General features: G+C 68.5%; 24 protein-coding genes. 18 read left to right on the plus strand and 6 right to left on the minus strand.

The window, feature by feature from the left end:
* The first annotated feature begins 78 nt into the window (after window positions 1-78).
* Both prfA and prmC read left to right on the plus strand, forming a co-directional pair.
* On the plus strand, window positions 79-1,146 hold the full coding sequence (prfA, locus tag ACWCO2_RS10020; protein ID WP_450127364.1) for a peptide chain release factor 1: 1,068 nt from the start codon (window positions 79-81) through the stop codon (window positions 1,144-1,146).
* A gap of 9 nt (window positions 1,147-1,155) precedes the next feature.
* Window positions 1,156-2,028 (plus strand): peptide chain release factor N(5)-glutamine methyltransferase, encoded by an 873-nt coding sequence (gene prmC / locus ACWCO2_RS10025; protein WP_450127365.1) that lies wholly within the window; start codon window positions 1,156-1,158, stop codon window positions 2,026-2,028.
* Window positions 2,029-2,034: 6 nt separating this feature from the next.
* Here prmC and ACWCO2_RS10030 read toward each other — a convergent pair whose 3' ends face one another.
* Complete coding sequence (locus ACWCO2_RS10030) at window positions 2,035-2,904, minus strand: alpha/beta fold hydrolase (RefSeq protein ID WP_450127366.1); 870 nt, start codon at window positions 2,902-2,904, stop codon at window positions 2,035-2,037.
* Window positions 2,905-3,101: 197 nt separating this feature from the next.
* Between ACWCO2_RS10030 and ACWCO2_RS10035 the strand changes: the two genes are divergently transcribed.
* The 13 genes from ACWCO2_RS10035 (at window position 3,102) to ACWCO2_RS10095 (ending at window position 13,726) form a co-directional block, all read left to right on the plus strand.
* Window positions 3,102-3,752 (plus strand): L-threonylcarbamoyladenylate synthase, encoded by a 651-nt coding sequence (locus ACWCO2_RS10035; protein ID WP_450127367.1) that lies wholly within the window; start codon window positions 3,102-3,104, stop codon window positions 3,750-3,752.
* A 153-nt stretch (window positions 3,753-3,905) separates the two neighbouring features.
* Window positions 3,906-5,072 (plus strand): glycosyltransferase family 4 protein, encoded by a 1,167-nt coding sequence (locus tag ACWCO2_RS10040; RefSeq protein WP_450127368.1) that lies wholly within the window; start codon window positions 3,906-3,908, stop codon window positions 5,070-5,072.
* Entirely contained in the window at window positions 5,072-5,518 is a 447-nt protein-coding gene (locus tag ACWCO2_RS10045) for a hypothetical protein (RefSeq protein WP_450127369.1), read from the plus strand. Before ACWCO2_RS10040 ends, ACWCO2_RS10045 begins: the two co-directional genes overlap by 1 nt.
* 243 nt (window positions 5,519-5,761) lie before the next feature.
* Window positions 5,762-6,541 (plus strand): F0F1 ATP synthase subunit A, encoded by a 780-nt coding sequence (gene atpB, locus ACWCO2_RS10050; RefSeq protein ID WP_450127370.1) that lies wholly within the window; start codon window positions 5,762-5,764, stop codon window positions 6,539-6,541.
* Window positions 6,542-6,635: 94 nt separating this feature from the next.
* Window positions 6,636-6,893, plus strand: a complete 258-nt coding sequence (locus ACWCO2_RS10055) for an ATP synthase subunit c family protein (protein ID WP_150067739.1) — start codon at window positions 6,636-6,638, stop codon at window positions 6,891-6,893.
* Between the two features lie 32 nt (window positions 6,894-6,925).
* Window positions 6,926-7,483: a F0F1 ATP synthase subunit B gene (locus ACWCO2_RS10060; protein ID WP_450127371.1), complete on the plus strand. Its 558-nt coding sequence runs from the start codon at window positions 6,926-6,928 to the stop codon at window positions 7,481-7,483.
* Window positions 7,484-7,504: 21 nt separating this feature from the next.
* Entirely contained in the window at window positions 7,505-8,335 is an 831-nt protein-coding gene (locus ACWCO2_RS10065; protein ID WP_351045694.1) for a F0F1 ATP synthase subunit delta, read from the plus strand.
* Window positions 8,336-8,406: 71 nt separating this feature from the next.
* A complete protein-coding gene (gene atpA / locus ACWCO2_RS10070; protein ID WP_450127372.1) occupies window positions 8,407-10,053 on the plus strand; it encodes a F0F1 ATP synthase subunit alpha in 1,647 nt (548 codons plus the stop codon).
* Between the two features lie 4 nt (window positions 10,054-10,057).
* Window positions 10,058-10,993, plus strand: a complete 936-nt coding sequence (locus ACWCO2_RS10075; RefSeq protein ID WP_450127373.1) for a F0F1 ATP synthase subunit gamma — start codon at window positions 10,058-10,060, stop codon at window positions 10,991-10,993.
* Window position 10,994: 1 nt separating this feature from the next.
* Entirely contained in the window at window positions 10,995-12,425 is a 1,431-nt protein-coding gene (gene atpD / locus ACWCO2_RS10080) for a F0F1 ATP synthase subunit beta (protein ID WP_450127374.1), read from the plus strand.
* Between the two features lie 161 nt (window positions 12,426-12,586).
* The gene (locus ACWCO2_RS10085; RefSeq protein ID WP_450127375.1) at window positions 12,587-12,952 is read left to right on the plus strand and encodes a F0F1 ATP synthase subunit epsilon; all 366 of its coding nucleotides are present in this window, start codon (window positions 12,587-12,589) and stop codon (window positions 12,950-12,952) included.
* Window positions 12,953-12,964: 12 nt separating this feature from the next.
* A complete protein-coding gene (locus tag ACWCO2_RS10090) occupies window positions 12,965-13,402 on the plus strand; it encodes a DUF2550 domain-containing protein (RefSeq protein WP_450127376.1) in 438 nt (145 codons plus the stop codon).
* Between the two features lie 198 nt (window positions 13,403-13,600).
* On the plus strand, window positions 13,601-13,726 hold the full coding sequence (locus ACWCO2_RS10095; protein WP_450127377.1) for a hypothetical protein: 126 nt from the start codon (window positions 13,601-13,603) through the stop codon (window positions 13,724-13,726).
* Here the strand turns inward: ACWCO2_RS10095 and ACWCO2_RS10100 are convergent, their stop codons facing one another.
* The gene (locus tag ACWCO2_RS10100) at window positions 13,727-14,299 is read right to left on the minus strand and encodes a cob(I)yrinic acid a,c-diamide adenosyltransferase (protein WP_270950719.1); all 573 of its coding nucleotides are present in this window, start codon (window positions 14,297-14,299) and stop codon (window positions 13,727-13,729) included. It abuts the gene before it with no gap.
* Between the two features lie 102 nt (window positions 14,300-14,401).
* On the opposite strand from ACWCO2_RS10100, the gene murA reads away from it, so the two are divergent.
* Window positions 14,402-15,658: a UDP-N-acetylglucosamine 1-carboxyvinyltransferase gene (gene murA / locus ACWCO2_RS10105; RefSeq protein WP_450127378.1), complete on the plus strand. Its 1,257-nt coding sequence runs from the start codon at window positions 14,402-14,404 to the stop codon at window positions 15,656-15,658.
* A 10-nt stretch (window positions 15,659-15,668) separates the two neighbouring features.
* On the opposite strand, the gene ACWCO2_RS10110 is transcribed toward murA, so the two are convergent.
* Entirely contained in the window at window positions 15,669-16,208 is a 540-nt protein-coding gene (locus ACWCO2_RS10110; RefSeq protein WP_450127379.1) for an NUDIX domain-containing protein, read from the minus strand.
* 47 nt (window positions 16,209-16,255) lie between these two features.
* The gene (locus ACWCO2_RS10115; RefSeq protein WP_450127380.1) at window positions 16,256-16,834 is read right to left on the minus strand and encodes an HNH endonuclease signature motif containing protein; all 579 of its coding nucleotides are present in this window, start codon (window positions 16,832-16,834) and stop codon (window positions 16,256-16,258) included.
* A gap of 388 nt (window positions 16,835-17,222) precedes the next feature.
* On the opposite strand from ACWCO2_RS10115, the gene ACWCO2_RS10120 reads away from it, so the two are divergent.
* A complete protein-coding gene (locus tag ACWCO2_RS10120) occupies window positions 17,223-18,824 on the plus strand; it encodes a glycoside hydrolase family 13 protein (RefSeq protein ID WP_450127381.1) in 1,602 nt (533 codons plus the stop codon).
* A 50-nt stretch (window positions 18,825-18,874) separates the two neighbouring features.
* Here the strand turns inward: ACWCO2_RS10120 and ACWCO2_RS10125 are convergent, their stop codons facing one another.
* Window positions 18,875-20,275 (minus strand): amino acid permease, encoded by a 1,401-nt coding sequence (locus tag ACWCO2_RS10125; RefSeq protein ID WP_450127382.1) that lies wholly within the window; start codon window positions 20,273-20,275, stop codon window positions 18,875-18,877.
* 110 nt (window positions 20,276-20,385) lie between these two features.
* On the opposite strand from ACWCO2_RS10125, the gene nucS reads away from it, so the two are divergent.
* Window positions 20,386-21,045 carry an endonuclease NucS gene (gene nucS / locus ACWCO2_RS10130; protein ID WP_270950724.1) on the plus strand — a complete coding sequence of 220 codons (660 nt, stop codon included), beginning with the start codon at window positions 20,386-20,388 and terminating at the stop codon, window positions 21,043-21,045.
* Window positions 21,046-21,129: 84 nt separating this feature from the next.
* Here nucS and ACWCO2_RS10135 read toward each other — a convergent pair whose 3' ends face one another.
* Window positions 21,130-21,318 carry a hypothetical protein gene (locus ACWCO2_RS10135; RefSeq protein WP_450127383.1) on the minus strand — a complete coding sequence of 63 codons (189 nt, stop codon included), beginning with the start codon at window positions 21,316-21,318 and terminating at the stop codon, window positions 21,130-21,132.
* Between the last annotated feature and the right edge of the window lie 195 nt (window positions 21,319-21,513).

Here is a 21,513-nt window from a genome sequence, read left to right on the forward strand (position 1 = left end):
GCGGGCGCCGTCCCTTGTTGTGCGCCGTCTCTTGTTCTGTGCCGTTCTTGTCCGCCAGCAAGTGAAGAGGGTCCGCCAGTGGAGACGTCGAAGCTCGAATCGCTGCTCACCGAGTACCAGGAGCTGGAGCAGCGACTTGCCGATCCCGGCGTGCACGCCGACCAGGCGCGGGCCCGCAAGCTCGGCCGCCGGTACGCGGAGCTGACCCCGATCGTGCGCACCTCCCGCGAGCTGGACCAGGCTCGATCCGACCTGGAGGCCGCCCGCGAGTTCGCCGCGGAGGACGCCGGGTTCGCCGAGGAGGCCGACCGGCTGGCCGAGTCGCTGCCCGGACTGGAGGCCAAGCTCACCGAGCTGCTGCTGCCGCGCGACCCGCACGACGGTTCCGACGTGCTGCTGGAGGTCAAGTCCGGTGAGGGCGGCGAGGAGTCCGCGCTGTTCGCAGGTGACCTGCTGCGCATGTACCTGCGCTTCGCCGAGCGCCGCGGCTGGCGGGCCGAGGTGCTCGACGCCACCGAATCCGACCTCGGCGGCTACAAGGACGCCACGGTCGCCATCAAGGCCAAGGCCGGCGACACCAGCCCCGACGGGGTGTGGTCGCAGCTGAAGTTCGAGGGCGGCGTGCACCGCGTGCAGCGGGTGCCGGTCACCGAGTCGCAGGGCCGGGTGCACACCTCGGCGGCCGGGGTGCTGGTCTACCCCGAGCCGGAGGAGGTCGAGGTCGAGCTCGACGAGAAGGACCTGCGCATCGACGTCTACCGGTCCTCCGGGCCGGGCGGGCAGAGCGTGAACACCACCGACTCGGCGGTGCGCGTCACCCACCTCCCGACCGGCATCGTGGTGTCCTGCCAGAACGAGAAGTCGCAGCTGCAGAACAAGCAGCGCGCCATCCTGGTGCTCAAGGCCCGCCTGCAGGCCCTCGCGGAGGAGGAGGCCGAGCGGGAGGCGTCCGAGGCGCGGCGCAGCCAGGTGCGCACGGTGGACCGCTCGGAGCGGGTCCGCACCTACAACTTCCCGGAGAACCGGATCTCCGACCACCGGGTCAACTACAAGGCCTACAACCTGGACCACGTGCTCGACGGTGACCTGGACGCCGTGATCGGTGCGCTGCTCGCCGCCGACCGGCAGGAACGCCTGGCGCTTTAAGCTGACGACGTGACCCGACAGCCCTTGCGCCTGGCCATCCTCGAGGCGGAGCGAATGCTCGCCGCTTCGGGCGTGGCGAGTCCGCGCACCGATGCCGAGCTGCTTGCCGCGCACCTGCTCGGCGTCGAGCGGACCAAGCTGATGATGGTGCCGCTGGTGGATCCGCCGGTAGTCCAGGCGCTGCACGACCTCGTGCGCCGTCGGGCGACCCGCGTTCCGCTGCAACACCTGACCGGCAACGCCTCGCTCGGCACCGTGACGTTGTCCGTGGGGCCGGGTGTGTTCGTGCCCCGCCCGGAGACCGAGCTGCTGCTGGAGTGGGGCGAAAGCATCCTCGAAGGCATCGACAAGCCGGTCGTGGTGGACCTGTGCACGGGTTCCGGCGCGCTGGCGCTGGCAATTGCCAACGCGCGCCCGGACGCCGCCGTGCACGCGGTGGAGAAGGATCTGGCCGCGCTGTCCTGGGCCCGCCGCAACGCCGACCAGCAGGCGGAGGCCGGTGACACCCCGATCCAGCTCTACTCCGGGGACGTCACCGACCCGATGCTGTTCATGGAGCTGGAGGGCCTGGTCGACCTGGTCCTGTGCAACCCGCCGTACGTCCCGGAGGGCACCCCGGTGCCACCGGAGGTCCGCGACCACGACCCGTACGACGCGGTGTTCGGCGGGCGCGACGGGCTGGACGTGGTGCGCCACGTGGTCAGCTGCGCGGCCCGCCTGCTCCGCCCGGGCGGCGGGGTGGCGATCGAGCACGACGACACCCACGGCGGCTCCGTGCCCGCCTTGCTGCGCGCCCGCCGCGTCCTCACCGACGTCCAGGAGCACGCCGACCTGGCCGGTCGTCCTCGCTTCGCCACAGCCCGCCGCACTTTGCCTGAGTAATCGACGCTAGCGGTGGGTGTTGACGAACTCGCGGAGCAGGGCGTTGAACTCCGTCGGCCGTTCGCGGTTCGGCCAGTGGCCCGTCTCGGGAAGCACCCGCAGCATCGCGCCGGGGATCGCGCTCGCTGCGTCGCGGGCGGTCTGGACCGGCACGATGGCGTCGCGCTCGCCGTGGATCACCATCACCGGGCACTGCAGCTGCCCGAGGTTGGGCAGGTGGTTGATGCTCATCGACTTCCGGCCGACCGCGTCGTGGTGCCAGTCGGCGAACACCGAACCGCGTGCGGCGGCTTCGGCGCTCACTTCGTCGACAATGGACTCCAGGTCGGACACCGGTTGCCCACCGGTGAAGAACAGCTTGGTCAGCGCGTAGCGGACCAGGGATCGGTTGAGCCGCAACAACTTCGCCGCGAACGGCCCAGCGAACTTGGACCGCAGCGCGAGGTGGGCGAGCAGGTGCCGGTGCATGCGGTGCTGCATCCCGGTGCTGTCCACAAGCACCAATCCGCGCACCCGCTGCGGGTGGCGCAGTGCGAACCCGGCCGCGATGCTGCCGCCCATCGACAGGCCCACCAGCGTCGCCTGCGGCACCTGCCAGGCGTCCAGCAGCCAGCGCAGCACCTCTTCGAAGGTGCGCTGGTTGGCGCTGCCGCGCCACGGCATGCTGCCGCCCTGACCAGGCAGGTCGGGCACGAAGACCCGGTGGTCGGCCGCGAGCACCCCGATGGCGTGGCGCCAGCTGATCAGCGCGTTGTCCGGCCCGCCGCCGTGCAGCAGGACGATCGCCGGTCCGCTGGTCCCGGCCCGGAAGAACCGGATCCGGCCGGCCGGGAACTCGATGTGGTCGACCTCAACACCCTGGGGTGGGGCGGTCATCTTCTGCTCTCCTCGCGCTCGTTCTTCTCGGTGCCCGCCCAGACAGACGCGCGAACACCCTTGGCGTTGCTGTGTTCGCGAGCACACTGAACGGATCTCGGTCCGGGGTCGCGGCGTTACTCGCTGCGAATCGTCTCTGACCCCGATCTCCTGCACCACTCGAACGGGCCGCTAGCGGGCGTGCCAGGATCGGGGGCGTGAGCACTGTCTATGACTGCACTACTCCGGACAGCCGCGAGCAGGGTCTGGCCGCTGCGGCCAACATCGTTCGCGCCGGTGGGCTCGTCGTGCTGCCCACCGACACGGTTTACGGCATCGGCGCGGACGCGTTCGACGCCAACGCGGTCCGCGCGCTGCTGGCCGCGAAGGGCCGCGGCCCGGACATGCCCGTCCCGGTGCTGGTCGGCTCCTGGTCCACTGTGGATGGCCTGGTGATGTCGGTTCCGCAGCAGGCGCGGGCGCTGATCGAGGCGTTCTGGCCGGGCGGACTGTCGCTGGTGCTGCCGCAGGCGCCGTCGCTGAGCTGGGACCTCGGCGAGACCCGCGGCACGGTGAACCTGCGGATGCCGCTGCACCCTGTGGCCCTGGACCTGCTGCGCGAGGTCGGCCCGATGGCGGTGTCCAGCGCGAACCACACCGGCCGGCCGCCGGCCTCCAACGCCGCCGAGGCGCGCGAGCAGCTCGGCGACTCCGTCCAGGTTTACCTCGACGGCGGGCCGTCGGGGGATCCGGTGCCCTCCACCATCGTCGACCTCACCCAGGGCACGCCGCGCGTGCTGCGCGAGGGCGCGGTGAGCCTGGCGGACCTGTCCGACGTGCTCGGGACGGATCTGACCGCGGAGAGCTGACGCTCGGCGAGGACCGGTGGTCGGGGTCTCGGCGAGGGCCGATAGCGTAATACCTCGGATCCGCCACGTGGAATGCGATGAGGAGCGCTGGGCTTGAAGATTCCGTTCTGGCTGGACGTCGACCACCCGCGACTGGGTGAGTGAGCCACCGGCATGGACAGCGAATCCTGGGCTCCAACCGGGCTTCCCGCCCGTGAGTACCTGCTGGTCCTGCTCACCGCGGCGGCGACCACGTTCCTGCTGACCGGATTGGTGCGCCTGCTGGCGCTCCGGGTCGGCGCAGTGGCCTACCCGCGGCAGCGCGACGTGCACGTCGAACCGATGCCGCGGATGGGCGGCGTCGCGATGTACGGCGGGGTGCTGGCGGCGACGTTCCTCGCCTCGAACCTGCCCGCGCTCTCCCGCGGCTTCGCCTACTCCAACGACGCCTGGGCCGCGCTCGCGGCCGGCGGGCTGATCGTGCTGGTCGGCGCGCTGGACGACCGCTTCGAGCTGGATTCGCTGACGAAGCTGGCCGGGCAGATCACCGCCGCCGGGATCCTGGTCATAGCCGGTGTGCAGTGGTTCGTGCTGTGGGTGCCGTGGGGCGGTTCCGAGGACTCGGTCGGCCAGCTGATGGTGCTCAGCAGCAACCAGGGCCAGTTGCTGACCGTGCTGCTCACCGTCGCGATGATCAACGCGATGAACTTCGTCGACGGGCTCGACGGGCTGGCCTCCGGGATCGGGCTGATCTCGGCGACGGCGACGTTCGTGTTCTGCCTGGGCGTGCTGGACCGGCAGAACGGCGACGTCAACGCCTACCCGCCGGCACTGATCGCGGCCGCCATCGCCGGTGCTTGCCTGGGTTTCCTGCCGTACAACTTCCAGCCCGCGAAGCTGTTCATGGGTGACTCCGGCTCCATGCTGATCGGGTTGATGCTGGCCACCGCCAGCACCTCGGCGTCCGGGCGGATGCTCACCACCGACGTCGACCCGAGCGACACCATCGCGCTGCTGTCCCCGCTGCTGGTGGTCGCGGCGGTGCTGTTCGTGCCGCTGCTGGACCTGATCATGGCGGTGGTGCGGCGCACGAAGGCGGGCAAGAGCCCGTTCCACGCCGACAAGATGCACCTGCACCACCGGTTGCTGGAAATCGGGCATTCGCAGCGCCGCGCGGTGCTGCTCATCTACCTGTGGGCGGCGGTCATCTCGTTCGGCGCGGTGTCGTTGACGCTGTTCAACACCGTGGTTGTGGCGTGGGTCGTAGGCCTCGGGGTGCTGCTGGCGGCTATCATTTCGGTGATTCCGCGTATGCGAGCCCGAGCTGAACGAGAGCCCTGATGAACGAAACCACCGATGAGTCGACCGTGAACCCGCACGCCGAAACGGTGCGCAGGCTCGCATCGGCGATGCTGCGGACCGCGGTGTGGCCGGGTGTCGCGACGGTGGTGGTCGCGGCGATCGTGGCGACCGTTCTGGTCGGTACCCCCGGACTGCTCGGCGCGCTGGTCGGCGGTGTTGTGGCGTTCGGCTCGTCGCTGCTGACGATCTGGCTGATGCGCTTCACCGGCGGCATGAACCCGCACTTCGTGATGGTCGCCGCGCTCGGCGGCTACGTCGGGAAGATGCTCGTGCTGCTGGTGGTGATGACGCTGCTAGGCGGTGTCGAAGCGTTCCACCGGGAGTCGCTGGCGTTCACCATGCTGGCCACCGTGATGGTGTGGGCGGGTGCCGAGGTGGTCGCGTTCAAGCGCACCAAGATTCCCACGATCGTGCCAGGGGCCTGACGGTTACGCGGGGCTTGGGCATTTCGGACCACATGTCGGATGCCTACCTACCCGCTGGTATCGTCTCGCACCAGATTCCTTCCCCGCGCAGCGCCGGGCCTCGACTCTTCGGAGTTCATGCGGCCGTAGGCGGCGAGGAGGGCCCCTCCTCGTGCCCGATCGCGTATCAGGTACGTTAAGTGCAAAACGTGACGATTCCCCCGGTGGAGTGAAGTTCCGCTGGGAGAACCGGAAGGAGCCCAGTTGGGCGCGCTGATGCTGGCTGAGGGCGGAACTTTCACACCGCCAGGTGCCGATAGCTTTGTCCTTCCGCCGATCTTCGGCGGAGTCACCAAGCCGATGCTCCTCGTCGTGCTCTCGGCGATCATCGTGGGCGCCTACTTCGTGATCGCCACCCGGAAGCTGAAGCTGGTTCCGGGCAAGGGGCAGTTCGTCGCGGAGTTCATCTACGAGTTCAGCCGCAACAAGATCGCGCGGGAGCACATCGGGGCCAAGGACTTCCGCCCGTTCGTGCCGCTGATCTTCGGGCTGTTCACCTTCGTCCTGGTGAACAACATCTTCGGCATCATCCCGATGATCCAGTTCCCCACGATGTCCCGGATCGGTTTCCCGATCGCGCTGGCGCTCATGGTGTACCTGGTGATGCACGGAGTCGGTTTCGCCCGACACGGTTTCCTGGGCTACTTCAAGCACATCATGTTCCCGCCCGGGGTGCCGAAGCCGATCTACCTGCTGCTGTCGCCGATCGAGCTCTTCCAGAAGTTCATCGCGCAGCCCGCTGCTCTGGCGATCCGAGTGTTCGCCGCGATGTTCGCCGGCCACCTGATCCTGCTGGTGTTCATCCTTGGTGGTGAGTTCCTGCTGACCGAGGCCAGCGCCATTTTCAAGCCGCTCTCGATCGTCGGTTTCGGCTTCGCGATCGCGATGACCTTCGTCGAGGCACTGATCCAGGTGCTGCAGGCGTACATCTTCGCGCTGCTGACCGCGAGCTTCATCGGTGCAGCGCTTTCCGAAGGCCACTGACGACTGTCCGACGGCCACAGACCAAAAGACTTCGTTCCGATAACAGGACCTGTCGATCCGCGCCGAGAAGCGGACCGAGTGAAAGGTAGTGACAGTGAGCAACATCGTTCTCGCGCAGGCAGCTGAGGCCGCGGGCTCCATCAACCCCGGTCTGGCCGCGATCGGCTACGGCCTTGGCGCCATCGGCCCGGGTGTCGGCGTCGGCCTGATCTGGGCCGCGGTCATCAACGGCACCGCCCGCCAGCCGGAGGCCCAGGGCCAGCTGCAGGGCATCGCCTGGATCTCCTTCGTTCTGGTCGAGGTGCTGGCGCTGATCGGTCTGGTCGTTTACTTCATCGCTTCCGCTGCCTGAGTTAACGGCTCAACGCGTTGGGAGACGTTGTGGTGAAGACGCAGATGCTGCTGGCCGCGGAAGGCGAGCACAACCCGATCATCCCCGAGCCGGCGGAGATCGTGGTCGGTCTGATCGCGTTCTTGCTGCTGCTGTTCGTGCTCTGGAAGTTCGCGGTTCCGCGCTTCGAGAAGATCTACGCGGAGCGCAGCGAACGGATCGAGGGCGGTATCGCCAAGGCCGAGGCCGCGCAGGCCGAGGCCCAGCGGACGCTGGAGCAGTACAAGGCTCAGCTGGCTGAGGCTCGCGCAGAAGCGGCCCGGATCCGCGACGACGCCCGTGCCGAAGGCCAGCAGATCCTGGAAGAGATGCGCGCCCAGGCTCAGACCGAGTCCGAGCGGATCGTCAACCAGGGTCAGACCGCGCTGGCGCACCAGCGGGCGCAGATCGTCGCCGAGCTGCGGTCGGACCTCGGCCGCCAGGCGGTCGAGCTGGCCGGCCGGGTCGTCGGCGAGTCCCTGGAGGACGAGGCCCGTCGGCGGGGCACCGTCGACCGGTTCCTGGACGAGCTGGAAGCCGCTTCGGCCCCGGCTGAATCTTCCAAGGCCTAACCGAGTGAAAGGCGCTGAGAGTTGAGCACCCTCGTGAACGCCGCGAGCCGCGAGGCACTGGCAGCCACCGAGCTGCAGCTGCTGCAGGCCACTGACGGGGCCTCGGCCGCGGAGATCACCGGGCTCGCCGACGAGCTGTTCGGCGTGGCCGCTCTGCTGGGCGGGGAGTCCACGCTGCGGCGGGCGCTCGCCGACGCCTCCATCGACCCGCGGTCCAGGGAAGACCTGGCCCGCGGGCTGCTGGCGGACAAGCTCGGCGCGCGGTCGCTGCCGGTTGTCGTCGAAGCCGTCCGGGCCCGCTGGTCCGGGGCGAACGACCTGGTCGACGGTCTGGAGCGGTTGGCCCGCACCGCACTGCTGGTGCAGGCCGAGCGCGCCGGTCGCCTCGACGCCGTCGAGGACGAGCTGTTCCGACTGGGCCGCATCGTCGGCTCGCAGGTCGACCTGGAGCGGTTGCTGTCGGCTCCGACCGGGGACCCGGCGGGCAAGGACGCGGTCGTCGACCAGCTCGTCGCGGGCAAGGTCGAACCGGTCACCTTGAACCTGGTCCGCCAGCTGGTGGCCCGGCCGCGCGGCCGACGGGTCAGCGAGGGTCTGGAAGAGCTGGCCGAGTTGTCGGCGAAGCGTCGCGAACGCTCGGTGGCCCACGTCCGCTCTGCGATCCCGCTCAGCGAGGAGCAGCAGCAGCGGCTGGCGCGCACCCTGCAGCGGATCTACGCACGCCCGATCGCCCTGCACCTCGAGGTTGATCCCGGGGTAGAGGGCGGGCTGCTGATCCAGGTCGGCGACGAGGTCATCGACGGCAGCATCACGGGACGCCTGCAGTCCCTTCGACGCGACCTCGCCAACTAGCTGAGGCTCGTGGCGACCAGGCGTCGAACACCCACTCCCTTCCAAGAACGAACCGAGGGCAGGAACGAGACATGGCGGAGCTGACGATCTCGTCGGACGAGATCCGCAGTGCGATCGAGAAGTACGTCTCCAGCTACTCCCCGGAGGTCAGCCGCGAGGAGGTCGGGGTCGTCACCGATACTGGTGACGGCATCGCCCATGTCGAGGGCCTGCCTTCGGTGATGACCGAGGAACTGCTGGAGTTCCCCGGCGGCATCTACGGTGTCGCGATGAACCTGGAAGCCCAGGAAATCGGTGCGGTCATCCTGGGTGAGTCCGAGAAGATCGAGGAGGGCCAGGAGGTCAAGCGGACCGGCAAGGTCCTCTCGATCCCGGTCGGCGACGGCTTCCTGGGCCGCGTGGTCAACCCGCTGGGTGACCCGATCGACGGGCTCGGCGAGATCACGGCCGAGGAGCAGCGCCCGCTGGAGCTGCAGGCCGCGACGGTCGTGGAGCGCAAGGGCGTGCACGAGCCGATGCAGACCGGCATCAAGGCCATCGACTCGATGACCCCCATCGGTCGCGGCCAGCGCCAGTTGATCATCGGTGACCGCAAGACCGGCAAGACCACGGTCGCGGTCGACACGATCATCAACCAGAAGAAGGCCTGGGCCACCGGCGACCCGGACAAGCAGGTCCGCTGCATCTACGTCGCGATCGGCCAGAAGGGCTCCACGATCGCCGGCGTGAAGCGGTCCCTCGAGGACGCCGGTGCGATGGACTACACCACCATCGTCGCCGCGCCCGCCTCCGACTCGCCGGGTCTGAAGTGGCTGGCGCCGTACGCCGGTTCGGCCATCGGTCAGCACTGGATGTACCAGGGCAAGCACGTCCTGATCATCTTCGACGACCTGACCAAGCAGGCCGAGGCGTACCGCGCGATCTCGCTGCTGCTGCGTCGTCCGCCGGGCCGCGAGGCCTACCCGGGTGACGTCTTCTACCTGCACTCGCGTCTGCTGGAGCGCTGCGCGAAGCTGTCGGACGAGATGGGCGCCGGTTCGATGACGGGTCTGCCGATCATCGAGACCAAGGCGAACGACGTGTCGGCCTACATCCCGACCAACGTCATCTCGATCACCGACGGTCAGTGCTTCCTGCAGTCCGACCTGTTCAACGCGGGTCAGCGCCCGGCCATCGACGTCGGTATCTCGGTGTCGCGTGTTGGTGGCTCGGCGCAGATCAAGGCGATGAAGGGCGTCACCGGTTCGCTGCGTCTGGACCTGGCCCAGTACCGCGAGCTGGAGGCCTTCTCGGCCTTCGCCTCCGACCTGGACGCCGCGTCGAAGGCCCAGCTGGACCGCGGTGCCCGCCTGATGGAGGTCCTGAAGCAGGGCCAGGGCGAGCCGCTGCCGGTCGAGGACGAGGTCGTCTCCCTCTTCATCTCCACCAAGGGTCACCTGGACACGGTGCCGGTCGCCGACGTGCGCCGCTTCGAGACCGAGTTCCTGGCGCACATGCGGCGGAGCCACGAGACGACGCTCAAGGACATCGTCGAGACCGGCAAGCTCTCCGCGGACGGCGAGAAGTCGATCGTGGACGCGGTCGAGGACTTCAAGAAGCAGTTCACCTCCTCCGAGGGTGTCTCCGTGGCGCCGAGCGAGCCGGACGCCGAGGCGCTGGCCGCGGACGAGGTGGGCCAGGAGACCGTGAAGGTCAACCGACCCGCACCGAAGAAGTGACGTAATGGCTCAACTTCGGGAACTCCGGAACCGCATCCGGTCGGTCAAGTCGACCCGGAAGATCACCAAGGCGCAGGAGCTGATCGCTACCTCGCGCATCATGAAGGCGCAGGCCAGGGTGGAGGCTTCGCGGCCTTACGCTGCGGAGATCACCAACGTCCTGTCCGCGCTGGCCGACGTGAGCACGTTGGACCACCCGCTGCTGACCGAGCGCTCGAACCCGAAGCGCGCCGGCGTGCTGGTCGTGACCAGCGACCGGGGTTTCTGCGGTGGTTACAACGCCAACGTGATCAAGGCGGCCGAAGAGCTGCAGTCCCTGCTGCGCGAGCAGGGCAAGGACCCGGTGCTGTACGTCATCGGCCGCAAGGGCGAGTCGTACTACCGGTTCCGGCAGCGCGAGATCGAGGCGAGCTGGACCGGGTTCAGCGACCGCCCCGATTACTCCGATGCGGCCGAGATCGGCGAGACGCTGGTCAAGGCCTTCCTGGCGGGTGCTGACGACTACGTCGACGACAGTGGTCCGGACGGTAAGCTGGGCGTGGATGAGCTGCACCTGGTGCACACCGAGTTCGTCTCGATGCTCACCCAGCGGCCTGAGGTCCGGCGGATCGCTCCGCTCTCGATAGAGGTCGAGTACTCCGACGAGCCGGTGAAGAAGACGCTCAAGTCCGCTTACGAGTTCGAGCCGGACGCCGAGACGTTGTTCGCCGCGCTGCTGCCGAAGTACATCAAGACCCGGCTGTACGCGGGTCTGCTGGACTCGGCGGCTGCGGAGCACGCGGCCCGGCGGACGGCGATGAAGTCGGCGACGGACAACGCGGACGAGTTGATCCGCAACCTCAGCCGTGAGGCCAATGCGGCCCGCCAGGCCCAGATCACCCAGGAAATCAGCGAGATCGTCGGCGGTGTCGAGGCGCTCTCGTCCGCAGGAAGTGAGTGACATGACTGCTGCTACTGCCACCAGCACTGGCACCGGCCGCGTCGTCCGGGTTCTCGGCCCGGTCGTGGACGTCGAGTTCCCGCGCGACCAGGTGCCGGACCTGCTCAACGCCCTCACGGTGGACATCACCGCCGAGGGCATGGCCAAGACGCTGACGCTCGAGGTCGCCCAGCACCTGGGCGACAGCGTCGTGCGGACGATCTCGATGCAGCCGACCCAGGGCCTGGTCCGCGGCGTTGCCGTGACCGACTCCGGCGTGGGCATCTCGGTGCCGGTCGGTGACGTGGTCAAGGGCCACGTGTTCAACGCGCTGGGCCACTGCCTGGACGAGCCGGGCTACGCGGCCGACGCCGAGAAGTGGACGATCCACCGCAAGGCGCCGAGCTTCGACCAGCTCGAGGGCAAGACCGAGATGCTGGAGACCGGCATCAAGGTGATCGACCTGCTCACCCCGTACGTGCAGGGTGGCAAGATCGGTCTGTTCGGTGGCGCCGGTGTGGGCAAGACGGTGCTCATCCAGGAGATGATCCGCCGAGTCGCCAAGAACTTCGGTGGTACCTCGGTGTTCGCCGGTGTCGGTGAGCGAACCCGTGAGGGCAACGACCTCTGGGTCGAGATGGACGAGTCGGGCGTGCTGGCCGACACCGCGCTGGTGTTCGGTCAGATGGACGAGCCGCCGGGCACCCGTATGCGGGTGGCGCTGTCCGCTCTGACGATGGCGGAGTACTTCCGCGACGTGCAGAACCAGGACGTGCTGCTGTTCATCGACAACATCTTCCGGTTCACCCAGGCGGGCCAGGAGGTGTCGACCCTGCTGGGCCGCATGCCTTCCGCGGTGGGTTACCAGCCGACGCTGGCCGACGAGATGGGTGAGCTGCAGGAGCGCATCACCTCGACCCGAGGCCGCTCGATCACCTCGATGCAGGCGATTTACGTGCCGGCGGACGACTACACCGACCCGGCGCCGGCCACCACCTTCGCCCACCTGGACGCGACCACGGAGCTCTCCCGTGCGATCTCGCAGAAGGGCATCTACCCGGCGGTGGACCCGCTGGCCTCCACCTCCACCATCCTCGACCCGGCGATCGTCGGCGAGGAGCACTACCGGGTGGCGCAGGAGGTCAAGCGGATCCTGCAGAAGTACAAGGAGCTGCAGGACATCATCGCCATCCTCGGTATGGACGAGCTGTCCGAAGAGGACAAGGTGACGGTGCAGCGGGCGCGTCGCATCGAGCGCTACCTGTCGCAGAACTTCTTCGTGGCCAAGCAGTTCACCGGCCAGGAGGGCTCCTTCGTTCCGCTGAAGGAGACCATCGAGGCGTTCGACAAGCTGTGCAAGGGCGACTTCGACCACTACCCGGAGCAGGCGTTCCTGTCCATCGGTGGTCTGGACGACCTCGAGGCGGCTTACAAGAAGCTCACCGAGAAGTGAGCGAACGACCCCGGTAGGGGTCGGCACGAACCGGCAACGGGGTCGAGGTCCGACGGGCCTCGACCCCGTTCGTCAAGCAAGGCCTTCCCGCCCGGCCAGTCACGATCGCCCTGGTGGCACCGGATAGACTGCTGGGCAAACACCCGACAAAGGAGACGCGCGTGGCCAACATGTCCGTCCAACTGGTCGCCGTCGAGCGCCGCCTGTGGTCCGGGGAAGCGACCGCTGTTGTCGCGCAGACCACCGAGGGAGAGATCGGTGTCCTGCCGGGGCACGAGCCGCTGCTCGGTGAGCTGATCGAGGGCGGTGTGGTGCGCATCACCACCGCCGACAAGGAGACCGTGACCGCTGCGGTCCACGGCGGGTTCCTGTCGGTCACCGCGAACGGTGTGAGCGTGCTGGCCGAGTCCGCGGAGCTGGCCGACGAGATCGACGTCGCGCAGGCCCGCCAGGACGTCAAGAGCGAGGACGAACAGGCCCGAGCACGGGCGGCGAGCCGATTGCGAGCAGCCGGCCACGCGGCCTGATCCGGGCCTGGCATGGGCTCCCCGGTCGTGTGGTTCGTGGTGGCGTTAGGGCTGCTGCTGGTGGCAGTCCTGGTCGTTGCCGGGCTCGCCTGGCGGCGACTGCGGGAACTGCGCGCCGGGGGCATCGACGTGGCGCTGCGCGTCAGCAAGGACGGCGCTGGTCGGGGCTGGCACCTGGGTGTGGCGCACTACCGGGGCGAGGAGTTCGCCTGGTACCGCGTGCTGAGCCTGCGGTCGGGGCCGAACTGGGTGATCAACCGCCGCAACGTGGAGATCGCCCAGCGCCGCGAGCCGACGATGGCGGAGGCGTACGCGATGCCCACCGGTTCGACCGTGCTGGACCTGACCGGTCCGGATCTGGAGCTGGCGATGGGGCGCGATGCGCTGACCGGCTTCCTGTCCTGGCTCGAGTCAGCGCCGCCCGGCCGTTCGGTCCCGTGGGCGTCCTGAGCGCCGATCGAAGAGCTTTTCAGCGGGGTCCGCTTTCCGGGCCCCGCTTTTTCATGCCCTGCTTTTTCAACCCGAGGCAGTGCCGGTTGCGGTGCTCGTCGTGGAAGCGCTGGGCGTCGCTGGTCGCGTCGTGCAGCGCCGCGGTACGTCGCCGAGCTGGAGCAGCAGGCCCGGCGGCTCGGTTGCGACCGGGTCCGGTTGGACACCGCAGCTGAGCTCTGCGAGGCGCGCACCCTCTACGACTCCGCGGGATACCACGAGATCCAGCCGTTCGGCGCGTACCGGGAGGATTCGCTGACCCGCTGCTACGCCAAGGAGCTGTAGCTAGGCGTTCCCGCCCGGCTTCCAGAGCACGTCGCCGTCCGGGTTGGCCACGCGCGCCAGGATGAACAGCAGGTCCGACAGCCGGTTCAAGTATTTCGCCGGCAGGGGCGAGGTGCGCTCCTCGTCGGCTTCCTGCAGCGCCCACGCCGAGCGCTCGGCCCGACGGGCCACGCAGCGCGCCTGGTGCAGCAGTGCGCCGCCGGGAGTGCCGCCGGGCAGGATGAACGAGTCCAGCTTGCCGAGCCGCTCGTTGAACTCGTCGCACCAGCCCTCGAGCCGGTCGACGTAGTTCTGGGTGATCCGCAGCGGCGGGTACTTCGGGTTCTCCGCGATCGGGGTGGACAGGTCCGCGCCCACGTCGAACAGGTCATTCTGCACCGCGCGCAGCACCGCGACGACGTCTTCGCCGAGGTCAGCGGTGGCCAGTGCCACACCGAGCACCGAGTTGGTCTCGTCCACGTCGGCGTAGGCGACCAGCCGCGGATCGGTCTTGTGCACCTTGGAGTTGTCCGACAGCCGGGTCGTGCCGGAATCCCCGGCCCGCGTGTAGATCTTCGTGAGGTGGACAGCCATGCCGACATCCTAGGCGGGTTGGCCGGGGAGGTTCCCGGATTGTCGGGCTCGCGGCGTACCCGCCCCGATGGCGGTGGTGGGTGGGCCGTAACCTCGATGCTCGTGAGTGAGCACTTCCGGGTACACGGCGGAGCGCGTCTCGTCGGCGAGGTCGACGTGGTCGGTGCGAAGAACAGCGTGTTGAAGCTGATGGCGGCCGCGCTGTTGGCGGAGGGCACGACGACGATCGTCAACTGCCCGGAAATCCTCGACGTTCCGCTGATGGCCGACGTGCTGCGCAGCCTCGGCTGCGAGGTGTCGATCGACGGCGGCACGGTGCACATCACGACGCCGGCGGAGATTAGCCACGAGGCGGTCTCGCCGTCGATGGGCAAGCTGCGCGCCTCGGTGTGCGTGCTGGGGCCGCTGGTGGCCCGCTGCCGTCGCGCGGTCGTGACGCTGCCGGGTGGCGACGCGATCGGTTCCCGGCCGCTGGACATGCACCAGAACGGTTTGCGGCAGCTGGGAGCGACCAGCCACATCGAGCACGGCGCGGTGGTCGCCGAGGCGGAGAACCTGCGAGGCGCCCAGATCTGGCTGGACTTCCCGAGCGTGGGCGCGACGGAGAACATCCTGATGGCCGCGGTGCTGGCCGAGGGCACCACGGTGATCGACAACGCGGCCCGCGAGCCGGAGATCATCGACCTGTGCGTGATGCTCCAGCAGATGGGCGCCAAGATCGAGGGCGCTGGCACGTCCACGCTGACGGTGCACGGTGTGACCTCGCTCAAGGCGGTCGAGCACCGCGTGATCGGCGACCGGATCGTTGGTGCGACCTGGGCTTTCGCCGCTGCGGCAACTCGCGGTGACATCACGGTGCGCGGGGTCGACCCGGGGTACGTGAACCTGGTGCTGGAGAAGCTGCGCAGCGCTGGTGCGGAGGTGACCACCGGCGAGGAGAGCTTCCGCGTGGTGATGCACGACCGCCCGCACGCGGTGGACTTCGTCACCCTGCCCTACCCGGGCTTCCCGACGGACCTGCAGCCGATGGCGCTGGCGTTGTCCGCGGTGGCCGATGGCACTTCGATGATCACCGAGAACCTGTTCGAGTCCCGGTTCCGGTTCATCGAGGAGCTGGTGCGGATGGGCGCCGACGGGCGCACCGACGGCCACCACGCGGTCGTGCGCGGGCTGGACCGGCTTTCCAGCGCCCCGGTGTGGGCGACGGACATCCGCGCCGGTGTGGGCCTGGTGCTGGCGGGTCTGTGCGCTGACGGCGTGACCGAGGTGTGGGACGTCTTCCACATCGACCGCGGTTACCCGAACTTCGTGGAGAACCTGCGCAGCCTGGGCGCGGACATCGAGCGCGTGACCGACTGATCTCGTGCGGTCACGCGGGGTTCCGGCGTTCGTGCAGCAGGAGCAGGGTGTAGGCGGCGATCGACTGCGCGTCGGTGATCTCGTTCGCGGCGATCATCTTCTCGAATTCGGTGCGGCTGAACCACGCGGTGCGCATGTCCTGCTCCTCGTGCTCCCGTTCGTGCTGACCGGTGGTCAGATCGGTCGCGAGGTACACGCGTCCGCGCTGGCTGGACATGCCCGGTGCGACGTCCAGGGTGCCGAGGTCGACCATGTTCGCTGCTCGCAGCCCGGTTTCCTCCCGGAGTTCCCGGGCGGCGAGTTCGGCGGTGTCGACGTCGAGCCGGTCGGGTGCGGTGCCCTGCGGGAATTCCCAGCGGCGCAGGCCTAGCGGGTAGCGGTACTGCTCGACGAGGTGGAGCCGATCCCCGTCGAGCGGGATCACCAGCGCGTAGTCGGGTTTGTCGACGACCCCGTAGATCCCTTCGGAACCGTCGCCCCGGCGCACCCCGTCCTCGCGCACCGACATCCACGGATTCGCGTACACCTCGCGACTGCTCGTCTGCTCCATGTCGTCATGGTGCCGGAAACGCAGGCGCGCTGGGACGACACGCCTGCTCAGCTGGCAAGCGCGTGCGCGGGGCCGCGCGGTCTTGGCAGGTGCCGTTCGATGAGCGCGCGGTGCTGGGCCGGTGTTGCCCGGCCACCTGGTCGCGGTGTTCGCGAAAAGTCCACTGTGGATGGTGGGGTGAAGGTGGGTTGCCCGTCGTGCACGGCGATCTCCCACCGCTGGCCGTGCACCGTGCGGTGGTGATGCCCGCACAGCATGACCAGGTTCGACAGGTCGGTCGGACCGCCGTCGATCCAGGGCACGATGTGGTGCGCGTCGGGCGCCCCGGGCGGTCGATCGCAGCCGGGGAAGGCGCAGGCGCCGTCGCGCTGGAGCAGCGCGGCGCGGATGTGGGTGGGCGCGGTGCGCTTGGCCCGGCCCACGTCGAGCGAGAGCCCGTCGCCGTCGAGCACCATCGGCAGCACCTCGCAGTCGCAGGCGATTCGACGGATGTTCTCGGCAGTGATCGGCCGGGAGGTGGCATCCAGGACGCCGGGCATGCCGTCTTCGTCGGCCCGGTCGAGGCCTCGCTTGAGGGCAGCGGTGTCATGCTTCGATTCTCCCGAATCGAACAGGAGTTCGTACATGTTTTTTTCGGTCGCTTGATCAGGTGAAAACTCCAGGTGTGAACGCGAAAACCGTTATGAGGCATGGTCAAACGGTCGGCAGGTGCCCCACGACCCCTCGCGGGCGGGGCCCGCGAGCGAAGCGCAGCGATCCCACAACGAGCCATCCCCGCGACCCGAAGTCATCCTGGGGATGCGGGCCGGATGTCAAGCCTGAAACCCCGCAGGGGCGGCCGCCCGGCCGGGTCTGACATCCGGACTGCAGCCCCAAAAATCCAGCCAAAGCGGGGATGGCCAAGGACGACGGAACTTCCAACAGTCCCAACCACGAGCCCAGCCGAACAGCCGTCCCAAAGCCGAAAACCCCAACCCAGGCCGAACAGGCAATCCAAGGCGAGGAGTCAGCCCAGTGCCAACACCCTGGTGGCGAAACGCGGTCGTCTACCAGGTCCTCCCACGCAGCTTCGCCGACGCCAACGAAGACGGAATAGGTGACCTCCCAGGCCTGGCGTCCAAACTGGACCACCTCACCGACCTGGGCGTAGACGCCCTCTGGCTAACCCCGTGCTACCGATCCCCGTGGATAGACGCGGGCTACGACATAACCAACCACCGCGAAGTAGACCCAACCCTCGGCACCCTCGCCGACTTCGACCGAATGCTCGGCGAAGCCCACGCCAGAGGCCTCCGAGTCCTCCTCGACGTGGTCCCGAACCACACCTCGAACCAGCACGATTGGTTCCGCCAAGCACTAGCAGCCGCCCCAGGGTCCCCGGAGCGCAATCGCTACGTCTTCAAAGACGGCAGAACCCCACCGAGCAACTGGGAGTCCCGCTTCGGCGGCCCGGCCTGGACCCAGACCCCCGACGGCCAGTGGTACCTGCACTTGTTCGCCCCGGAACAACCGGACCTGAACTGGCACGACCCCCGAGTCCGCGAGGAGTTCGCCGACACCCTCCGCTTCTGGGGCGACCGAGGCGTGGACGGATTCCGCATCGACGTAGCCGCAGCCTTGGTCAAGGACCTGCGAGAACCCCTCCGAGACGTGGTGGGCGGCGAGGGCAGCGCGGGACTCGACGACTTCGCGGCCAACCCGGACCACCCGTTCCTGGACCGCCCCGAGGTCCACGAGATCTACCGAGAGTGGAACCAGATCTTCCACGAGTTCGACCCACCGCTGATCGGAGTGGCCGAGGCGTGGGTCCAAGGCGACCGCCGTGTCCGCTACATCCGCCCGGGCGAGCTCCAGCAGGCGTTCAACTTCGAGTTCCTGCGAGTGCGCTGGCGAGCCGCGGACTACCGCCGGGTCGTCACGGAGTCGATCGCGGCGGCGAACTCGGTGGGACGGACGGCGACATGGGCTCTGAACAACCACGACGTGGTGCGCCAGGTGTCTGTCCTCGGCCTACCCCGCGACGTCGACCCGCGCGTGTGGCTGACGACGAACGGCACCAACCCACCCGCTGACCTGGAGCTCGGCACTCGCCGGGCAAGAGCGGCGATCATGCTCGTGCTGGCGCTACCCGGATCCGCCTACCTGTACCAGGGCGAGGAGCTGGGCCTGCCGGAGGTCGCGGACCTGCCGGAGCGAGCGCTGAAGGATCCGAAGCGCAGTGGCAAGGACAAGGGACGCGACGGCTGCCGAGTTCCGCTGCCTTGGACCAGGGGAGGAGCGTCGTTCGGCTTCGGCGGCCCCCGGCCGTGGCTGCCGCAACCCCGCGACTGGGGCGACTACTCGGTCGAAGCGCAACGCGGAGACCCCAACTCGATGCTGGAGCTCTACCGCTCAGCGCTGCGACTACGCCGGGAGTTCAGCAGCGACGTGTCGTTCAGCTGGGATGACGACCGAAACGTCGGTGACGTCCTGGCCTTCCGGCGAGGCGAGGTCCTGGTCCTGGTGAACACCGGCAGCACCGCCACGCCGCTTCCGACCGGTTCGGTCCTGCTGGCCAGTTCCCCACTCGACGACGGCCTCCCCGCTGACACCGCGGTCTGGCTGCGCTGCGAATAGAAACGGGGACCTCCCGACCACCCAGGTCAGAAGGTCCCCGTGCACTGCTCTCAGCTGCTCGCGCCGTTCAGCTTGGACTTCCGACGCCCGTACCCGAAGTACACCGCCAGCCCGATCGCCGTCCACACCCCGAAGGTCAGCCAGGTGACGCTGTCCAGGCCGAAGATCAGGTACACGCACAGCCCCAGGCCCAGCAGCGGGATCCACGGCATCAGCGGTGTCCGGAAACTGCGCGGCAGCTCCGGCCGGGTCCGGCGCAGGACCAGGACACCGATGTTGACCAGGCTGAACGCGACCAGGGTGCCGATGCTGGTCGCCTCGGCGAGCTGGTTGAGCGGCACGACCGCGGCCAGCAGCGCCACCACGACGCCGACCAGGAGCGTGTTGCGCGCCGGCACCGCGCGCTTGTTGACCCGCGACAGCATGCCCGGCATAAGGCCGTCTCGGGACATCGAGACCAGGATCCGGGTCTGGCCGTACAGCACGGTCAGGACCACCGAGGCGATGGCGACCACCGCGCCGAACGCGAGCACCACCGACGCCCAGTCCTGCCCGGTCACGATGCGCAGGGCGGTGGCCAGCGAGGCGTCGGAGTTGGACAGCACGTCGACGCCGACCGCGCCCACCGCGGCGAAGGCGACCAGCACGTAGATCGCGGTGACGATGGCCAGCGACAGGATGATCGCGCGCGGCAGGTCCCGCTTCGGGTTGCGGGCTTCCTCACCTGCGGTGGAGGCCGCGTCGAAACCGATGAAGGAGAAGAAGACGGCCGAGGCGCCCACCGAGATGCCGGTGAAGCCGGACGGGGCGAACGGCGTCATGTTGTCCGAGTTGAACGCGGTGATGGCCACCGCGACGAAGAACACCAGCACCGCGATCTTGAGCAGCGTGGTGATGGTGGTGACCCGCGCGCTCTCCCGCACGCCGCGCAGCAGCACGGACATGGCCAGCAGCACGATCAGCGCGGCAGGGATGTTGATCATGCCGCCTTCGCCGGGTGGTGCGGACAGCATGTCCGGGATGGTGACGCCGACGGTGCCCTGCAGGAATTCGTTCAGGTAGCCGCCCCAGCCGACGGCGACCGCCGCGACCGACACGCCGTACTCCAGCAGCAGGCACCACCCGCAGATCCAGGCGACGAGTTCGCCGAGCGTGGCGTAGGTGTAGGAGTAGGCGGAACCGGACACCGGGACGCTGCCGGCGAGTTCGGCGTAGGCCAGGGCCGAGCACAGCGCGGCCAAGCCGGCCAGCACGAAGGACACGACCACCGCGGGCCCGGCGGCCGGGGCGGCTTCGGCCAGCACCACGAAGATCCCGGTCCCGAGCGTCGCGCCGACCGAGAGCGCCACCAGGGGAATCAGACCGAGGGTGCGGCGCAGCTGGGTGTGCGAGCCCTCGTCGGCGAGTTGCTCAGCGGGTTTGACGCGCATCAGGGTTCGGGCGAATGACACGAGCGATAACGTTATCTCGCCCAGCGAGAACATCGAGGTCCGACCTGGCTCAACCCGCCGGGGACACGGGGGTGCGCGGCTTCTCGATCGGCGCCCGTACGCTGTGCCGGGTGCGACTCGTCATTGCTCGCTGCCAGGTGGACTACATCGGCCGACTCACCGCGCATCTGCCCATGGCGCAGCGCTTGCTGCTGGTGAAGTCCGACGGTTCGGTTTCGGTGCACTCCGACGACCGGGCTTACAAGCCGTTGAACTGGATGAGCCCGCCGTGCTGGCTGATCGAGGACCCGGGCGTGTGGACGGTGCAGAACAAGGCCGGCGAGAAGCTGGTGATCACCGTCGAAGAGGTGCTGCACGATTCCAAGCACGAGCTGGGCGTCGAGCCGGGCCTGGTCAAGGACGGCGTCGAGGCGCACCTCCAGGAGCTGCTGGCCGAGCACGTGACGACGCTGGGCGAGGGGTGGTCCCTGGTGCGCCGCGAGTACCCGACCGCGATCGGCCCGGTGGACCTGATGTGCCGGGACGCCAACGGCGCGAGCGTGGCGGTGGAGATCAAGCGGCGCGGCGAGATCGACGGCGTCGAGCAGCTGACCCGCTACCTGGAGCTGCTCAACCGCGACCCGCTGCTGTCCCCGGTGACCGGCATCTTCGCGGCGCAACAGATCAAGCCGCAGGCCCGCACGTTGGCTGAGGACCGCGGCATCCGCTGCGTGGTCCTGGACTACGAGAAGCTGCGCGGCATCGAGCCGGACGAGTACCGGCTGTTCTGATCTTCGAGTGAGACGGGAAACCTCCTGGCCATCGGTGCCGGGAGGTTCTTCTTTTCCCGTCCGGCGGTCTTGGTCGTGCCGCGGTCAGGTGCCGTCTGGTTCGCCGCCGGGGTGGCAGGTGTTCAGGTGCAGTGCGGACCATGGCGCGATGAGGTCGGCGAGGTGTCGCAGGAATGCCGTTGATCGGTCTTGTCCGGCGCTGGCTTTTCCGGCGGAGTCGATCGGGGCCTCGGCGAGTCCGGCGATGATGGCCAAGTCGATTCGGGCGTTCACGGCACCTCCCCCTGGACCGCTGCGCGTGTGCCTGATGTGACGGTACCGGTCACAATCCGTCGCAGGTTGGTTGCGCTTCGCATATCACTCGCTTGGCCCCGCTTCTCGGAGCCGGTGATCGATTCAGTTGCGGGATCCAACGAATTGATATCGGGTCGGTGTGAGCTGGTGCACTGTGCGGTACTGTCCGGCTGC

This window comes from Saccharopolyspora sp. NPDC002376 (genome assembly GCF_053593195.1).